The organism is Flavobacterium sp. (assembly GCF_043760115.1).
Taxonomy (GTDB): Bacteria; Bacteroidota; Bacteroidia; order Flavobacteriales; family Flavobacteriaceae; genus Flavobacterium.
The window spans coordinates 1-6,569 of sequence record NZ_JAYUPK010000093.1; the positions used below are offsets into that span (position 1 = coordinate 1).

General features: G+C 29.0%; 6 protein-coding genes and 1 pseudogene. 4 read left to right on the plus strand and 3 right to left on the minus strand.

All coding sequences use genetic code 11. From position 1 onward, the window contains the following. Positions 1-268 precede the first annotated feature (268 nt). Positions 269-964 carry an SIMPL domain-containing protein gene (locus ACH2BC_RS08365; protein ID WP_395053542.1) on the minus strand — a complete coding sequence of 232 codons (696 nt, stop codon included), beginning with the start codon at positions 962-964 and terminating at the stop codon, positions 269-271. 46 nt (positions 965-1,010) lie between these two features. Beyond that, a complete protein-coding gene (locus tag ACH2BC_RS08370) occupies positions 1,011-1,655 on the minus strand; it encodes a rhomboid family intramembrane serine protease (protein ID WP_395053543.1) in 645 nt (214 codons plus the stop codon). Positions 1,656-1,757: 102 nt separating this feature from the next. Here ACH2BC_RS08370 and ACH2BC_RS08375 point away from each other — a divergent pair, with 102 nt between their 5' ends. After that, on the plus strand, positions 1,758-2,627 hold the full coding sequence (locus ACH2BC_RS08375) for a lysophospholipid acyltransferase family protein (RefSeq protein WP_395053544.1): 870 nt from the start codon (positions 1,758-1,760) through the stop codon (positions 2,625-2,627). Between the two features lie 171 nt (positions 2,628-2,798). Here ACH2BC_RS08375 and ACH2BC_RS08380 read toward each other — a convergent pair whose 3' ends face one another. Beyond that, positions 2,799-4,418, minus strand: a complete 1,620-nt coding sequence (locus ACH2BC_RS08380) for an ABC-F family ATP-binding cassette domain-containing protein (protein WP_395053545.1) — start codon at positions 4,416-4,418, stop codon at positions 2,799-2,801. A gap of 100 nt (positions 4,419-4,518) precedes the next feature. On the opposite strand from ACH2BC_RS08380, the gene ACH2BC_RS08385 reads away from it, so the two are divergent. From ACH2BC_RS08385 to ACH2BC_RS08395, 3 genes and pseudogenes are all read left to right on the plus strand, one after another. Further along, positions 4,519-5,253: a prolipoprotein diacylglyceryl transferase gene (locus ACH2BC_RS08385; RefSeq protein WP_395053546.1), complete on the plus strand. Its 735-nt coding sequence runs from the start codon at positions 4,519-4,521 to the stop codon at positions 5,251-5,253. Further along, the gene (locus ACH2BC_RS08390) at positions 5,254-6,243 is read left to right on the plus strand and encodes a virulence RhuM family protein (protein ID WP_395053547.1); all 990 of its coding nucleotides are present in this window, start codon (positions 5,254-5,256) and stop codon (positions 6,241-6,243) included. After that, positions 6,244-6,569, plus strand: a pseudogene (locus tag ACH2BC_RS08395) (radical SAM protein); the annotation flags it as partial.

The window sequence follows — 6,569 nt, forward strand, 5'->3', positions numbered from 1 at the left end:
AAGCTTGCTTGAGCATTTTTTTGTTTAAAGTATTTTCAAAGCGTAGCTTTGTAGGAAAGACAAAGTCAATCCTGCTCTTCCCACGAATAAATACTTTAAAAAGAAAAAAATGCCCAAGCTTGCTTGAGCATTTTTTTGTTTAAAGTATTTTCAAAGCGTAGCTTTGTAGGAAAGACAAAGTCAATCCTGCTCTTCCCACATACTAACTAAAAAAAGTCTAGATTTCTCTAGACTTTTTTTGGTTTATATGTAATTCTTATATTAGATTTTATTCTAATATAAAACTTACTTGCACGTTACATAAAACTTCCATTTCACCAATAGCAAGTGTTTCTCTTGGAGCAGAATCGTCAGCCATTACAGACATATTTGCTGCTTTAAACATTGGTTGTGGAAAATAAGTTTGAGAATTATCATTTATCAATAACGCCTTTCCCACTTTTTGTCCGTTTAATACAGAAACATAATCTTCTGCTTTTTTCATTGCGTCTTTCATTGCAGCTTTTCTAGCATCAGATTGTATTTGATTAATTTTAGACGATTTAAATTCTACATTATCAATTCTATTTGCTCCAGCATCAACAATGCCTTCCATCAATTCATCGTATTTTGCTAAATCTTTTAAATTTATTACAATAGTTTGATTAGCAATATAACTGTGCTTCTTTTTATCATAATCATAATTAGGATTTAATTGCACTCGTTGTGTTAAAACATCTTCTTTAGGTAATTTCATTTTTTTAATAAACTGAATTACTTTTTCTACTGAAATGTCATTCTCTTTTTTAACATCAATGGCCTTAGTTCCTTTGGTTTCAATTGCAATTGTAATACTTGCTTGATCTGGTGTAACCTTAATTTTTCCTTCTCCGTTTACTACAATTTGAGGAATTTGTTTTTGATGTTCTTGTGCTTCTACCATGGTTGCAAATAATGTAATTAAAATTAATAACGACTTTTTCATAATAATTTGTTTTAGTTTAGTAATCTATTTTCAAAAGTTGTGCCAATTATATTTTTTCTCTGTATGCCATTATAAATAATAGTATAATAGGTATTCCTAAAAGTATTACAATAAAGCTACTTTGACTTACCAACTCTGGAACTTTAGCAATTGTAAAAACATAACCTGCAATTGCTCCACCAAAATGTGCTGTATGACCAATATTATCATTTTTAGCTTTCATACCATAAATAGAATACATTAAATACAAAAATCCAAAAATGTATGATTTTATAGGAATTGCAAAAAATAAATAAATATTCATATCTGGAAACAATAAAATTGCAGCATAAATTATTCCAGTAACTGCGCCAGATGCACCAACTGCTCTATAATTATATTCATTTTTATGAAAATATAACGTAAGTAAGTTTCCAACAATTAAACTTGCAAAATAAATTAAAAAGAAAGTTAATGTTCCAAAATAAGAAATTACAACTTGGGCAAATGAATACAATGCAATCATATTAAAAGCCAAATGCGCTATATCACCATGAAGAAACCCCGAAGTAATCATTCTAATTTGTTCTCCAGATTTAATGCTTCCAATATGAAATTCATATTTTCTAAAAAAAGATTCATCTTCAAATCCTTTCCAACTAAATAAAACATTGGCTCCAATTAATGCTAACAAGAATAGATTATTCTCCATAAAAAATATTTTTTTTAGGTAAAAATAAGAATACTTATTCAGGTTTTGTTAAACAAAAGATGAAAAAATACTTAAAATTGTATATTTGCATAAAAAATACGAATGCAATTTTTACTTTATCTTATTTTCTATCCTATTCTTTGGATAATTTCTATACTTCCATTTCCACTTTTATATTTAGTTTCTGATATTGTTTATGTAATTGTATATTATATAATTGGTTATAGAAAAAAAACAGTAAGAGAAAATTTAACTTTAGCATTTCCTAATTTTTCAAAGGAAGAATTATTAAAAATAGAAAAAAAATCATACCATCATTTATGTGATACTTTTTTAGAAATGATAAAAACAATGACAATTTCTAGAGAAGAAATGAATAAAAGATATGTTTTTACGAATATAGAAGTCTATTTAGATTTAGAAAAAAAAGGTAAAAGTATTGCGTTAATGTGCGCACATTATGCAAGTTACGAATGGGCAGTTTCTATGAACCATCATATTAATTTTATAGGTTACGGAATTTATAAAAAAATTGCCAATAAATATTTTGATAAATTGGTAAGAGACATACGTTCTAAATTTAAAGCCGTTTTAATTTCAACAAAAGAAACTAAATCAACAATTGAGAATAATGCAAAAAATAATGTTTTAGGAGTTTTTGGATTTGCAAGTGATCAAACGCCAAGATTTTCTCAAAATTTATATTGGGATAGTTTTCTAGGAATTGAAACACCAATTCATACTGGCGCAGAAACTCTAGCCAAACGATATGATATGAATGTAATTTTTTTAAAAGGAAAAAAAGTAAAACGTGGTTACTATGAAGCATCATTTGAAGTTTTATCAGAAGATGTTCAATCTGTTCCAGACTTCAAAATATCAGAACTTTTTACAAGAAAAGTAGAAAACCAAATTAAAGAAGCACCAGAATTTTATTTATGGACACACAAGCGTTGGAAACATAAGAGATAGTCTCAGTTTTCAGTTGTGAGTTATGAGATATGAGTTGTGTGTTCTCTGTTGACTGTATTCAGTTATTAGTTTAAGTAAATAATTCAAAATTATTATATCAAACTATTATCTAAAAAATTACTTTTTAAATAGTATTTTAAACTTCCAGCTTCAATCTTCCTGCTTCCAACTCTAACTATACATTTTCTTTCTAAGTTCTTGAACGCCTTCATTATCAAGATAATCGTCAAATGTCATGTACCTGTCAATTACACCTTTTGGAGTAATTTCTAAAACTCTATTTCCAACTGTTTGAGCAAACTCATGATCGTGAGTAGTTATTAAAACCGAACCTTTAAAGTTTTTTAACGAATTATTAAAAGCGGTAATCGATTCTAAATCTAAGTGATTTGTTGGTTCGTCTAGCATTAAAACGTTAGCACGAATCATCATCATTCTAGACAACATACAACGCACTTTTTCTCCTCCAGAAAGTACCGTACATTTTTTTAAAGCTTCTTCTCCAGAAAAAATCATTTTTCCAAGAAAACCACGAACGTAAACTTCATCGCGTTCTTCTTCTGTTTTTACAAATTGACGCAACCAATCTACTAAATTCAAACTTCCATCTGTAAAAAAGTTACTGTTATCATTTGGTAAATACGATTGATTGGTAGTAATTCCCCAATCAAAAGTTCCTGCATCGGCAATTTGATTTCCGTTTAATATTTCATAAAAAGCAGTTGTAGCTCTAGAATCTTTAGAAAAAACTACTACTTTATCGCCTTTTGCCATATTTAAATCTACATTTTTAAATAAAACTTCTCCATCAATTGATGCAGCAAGATTTTCTACATGCAAAATTTGATCTCCAGCTTCTCTTTCAACATCAAAAATAATGGCAGGATATCTTCTGCTTGACGGACGAATTTCATCTAAATTCAATTTATCAATCATTTTTTTACGAGACGTTGCTTGTTTAGATTTGGCAACATTCGCACTAAAACGACGAATAAATTCTTCCAATTCGGCTTTCTTTTCTTCGGCTTTCTTATTTTGTTGTGCTTTTTGTTTTGCAGCTAACTGACTAGATTCATACCAAAAAGTATAATTTCCAGAAAAGTGATTAATTTTAGAAAAATCAATATCAGAAATATGAGTACAAACTGAGTCTAAAAAGTGTCTGTCGTGAGAAACTACAATGACTGTATTTTCATAATTCGCCAAGAAATTTTCTAGCCAAGTTATGGTTTCAAAATCTAAATCATTGGTAGGTTCATCCATAATTAATACGTCAGGATTTCCAAATAATGCTTGTGCTAGAAGCACACGAACTTTTAATTTTCCGTCTAAATCTGCCATTAAAGTATAATGAAATTCTTCAGAAATTCCAAGATTAGAAAGCATTGAAGCAGCAGCAGAATCGGCATTCCAACCGTTCATTTCTTCAAATTTTACTTGCAACTCGCCTATTCTATCTACTTTATCATCAGTATAATCGGCATACAAAGCATCCATTTCTTGCTTAATTGCAAACAGTACTTTGTTTCCCATCATTACAGTTTCTAAAACAGTATGTTCGTCGAAAACGTTGTGATTTTGATTTAAAACCGACATACGTTTTCCTGGTTCCAAATGAATATGACCAGAAGTTGGATCAAACTCGCCAGATAAAATCTTTAAAAATGTAGATTTTCCTGCGCCATTTGCTCCAATAATCCCATAGCAATTACCTTGTGTAAAGGTTGTATTTACATCGTCAAATAATATTCTTTTACCAAATTGAACCGACAGATTAGAAACTGATAACATATAAAAATAATTAGTATAAATTCGGTGCAAAAGTAGTAAAAAAGTGCCTATTTTTAGCAAAAATATCATTATAATTTCATTAGTATAAAATCTGTTTTTTATGAACTTTCCGTATCAATTTGAACTTTTTGGAAGCAAGGTATATTATCATTTTATATTTGAAACTTTGGCGTTTTTTATTGGTGTTAGATTGTACTATTATTTGAAGAAAAAAACTCCAGATTCCATAAACGACATCAATAGATTATGGATTTTACTTGGCGCAATGATTGGAGCATTAATTGGTTCAAGGGTAATTGCAATGCTAGAAAATCCATCTCAAATTATGAATCAAACTTGGATGATTTTTTACCAAAATAAAACTGTTGCTGGTGGTTTTCTTGGCGGATTATTTGGTGTTGAATTAATCAAAAAATGTATTGGAGTAAAAATTGCATCAGGCGATATTTATGTAATTCCTATAATTGTAGCACTTTTTATTGGAAGAATTGGTTGTTTTTCTATGGGAATTGCTGAACCTGCTTATGGAGTAGAAACAACATTTTTTACAGCAATGAATCTTGGTGATGGAAAATTGCGTCATCCTGTTGCACTTTATGAAATGACTTTTATGGTATTACTTTTTATATTTTTTATAAAAATTAAAAATATGAATTTGATAAACGGCGACCGATTTAAACTCTTTATGATGCTGTATTTTTTATATAGATTTTTAGTTGAATTTATAAAACCCTATCAACCCTTATTTTTAAATTTGAGTAGTATTCAATGGAGTGCTTTGTTTATATTTGTTTATTATTGGAAGTTTACAGTTAGAATTTTAAAAGTTAAATAAATGAATTCAGGAGAAATACTTATATATCAAAGCACAGAAGGAACTATTAAAATTGATGTTCGTCTTGAGGAAGAAACTGTTTGGTTGTCTCAAGCACAAATTTGTGATTTATTTCAAAAATCAAAATCTACTATTAGTGAACACATAAAAAATGTTTTTGATGATAAGGAATTGGATTCAAATTCAGTTGTTCGGAAATTCCGAACAACTGCCGATGATGGGAAAAATTATGATACTAACTTCTACAATCTAGACGTTATAATTTCAGTTGGTTACAGAGTAAAATCGCAACAAGGAACACAATTTAGAATTTGGGCAACCCAACGTTTAAAAGAATACATTATTAAAGGTTTTGCTTTGAATGATGACCGATTCAAATCTGGTAACTCAATGAATTATTTTACTGAATTACAAGAGAGAATTCGAGAAATTAGATTGTCAGAACGTTTTTTTTACCAAAAGATAAAAGACATTTATACTACAAGTATTGATTACAATCCAAAAGATGAAAATACAATATCGTTTTTTAAAATTATTCAAAATAAATTACTTTGGGCAATTTCTCAAAATACTGCTGCCGAATTAGTTTACAGAAGAGTTGATGCAACATTACCTTTATTAGGAATGCAATCATTTGATAAAAAAGAAAATAAATCGGTTACTAAAAACGATGTAAGCATTGCAAAAAATTATTTGAATGAAAGTGAAATAAAATTACTTGGATTATTAGTTGAGCAGTATTTGGCATTTGCTGAGACTATGGCTCAACAGAATACTCCAATGTACATGAACGATTGGAAAGATAGATTGGACAGTATTTTGCAATTAAATGGAAGAGAACTTCTTGTTCACGCAGGCACTATTAGTCATCAAATGGCAGTTGAAAAATCGAGTTTAGAATATGAAAAATTTCAAGAGAATTTTAAAAAGATTGAAATTGAAAAAAGTCTAAAAGAAATAGAATCCGACATAAAAAACTTAAAATTATAAATGAAAACAAGAAATTACATATATTACGATTACACCAAAAGCTTGTGTCCAGTATGTTTACATACTATTGATGCCAAAATAGTTTTTCAAGACAACAAAGTTTTTATGCTGAAACATTGCAAAACGCATGGCGATTCTAAAGTGATGATTGCAGATGATGTTGATTATTACAAGCAGATAAGAAACTACAACAAGCAATCGGAAATGCCTTTAAAATTCAATACCAAAGTGCATTATGGTTGTCCGTACGATTGCGGATTGTGTACAGATCACGATCAACATTCGTGCTTGTCTATAATTGAAGTTACAGACAGGTGTAATTTATC

What these genes read in the sequence shown, in the direction of transcription:
- ACH2BC_RS08365 (WP_395053542.1), bottom strand. Translation starts at nt 964, where the DNA reads ATGAAAAAGTCGTTATTAATTTTAATTACATTATTTGCAACCATGGTA.
- ACH2BC_RS08370 (WP_395053543.1), bottom strand. Translation starts at nt 1,655, where the DNA reads ATGGAGAATAATCTATTCTTGTTAGCATTAATTGGAGCCAATGTTTTA.
- ACH2BC_RS08375 (WP_395053544.1), top strand. Translation starts at nt 1,758, where the DNA reads ATGCAATTTTTACTTTATCTTATTTTCTATCCTATTCTTTGGATAATT.
- ACH2BC_RS08380 (WP_395053545.1), bottom strand. Translation starts at nt 4,418, where the DNA reads ATGTTATCAGTTTCTAATCTGTCGGTTCAATTTGGTAAAAGAATATTA.
- ACH2BC_RS08385 (WP_395053546.1), top strand. Translation starts at nt 4,519, where the DNA reads ATGAACTTTCCGTATCAATTTGAACTTTTTGGAAGCAAGGTATATTAT.
- ACH2BC_RS08390 (WP_395053547.1), top strand. Translation starts at nt 5,254, where the DNA reads ATGAATTCAGGAGAAATACTTATATATCAAAGCACAGAAGGAACTATT.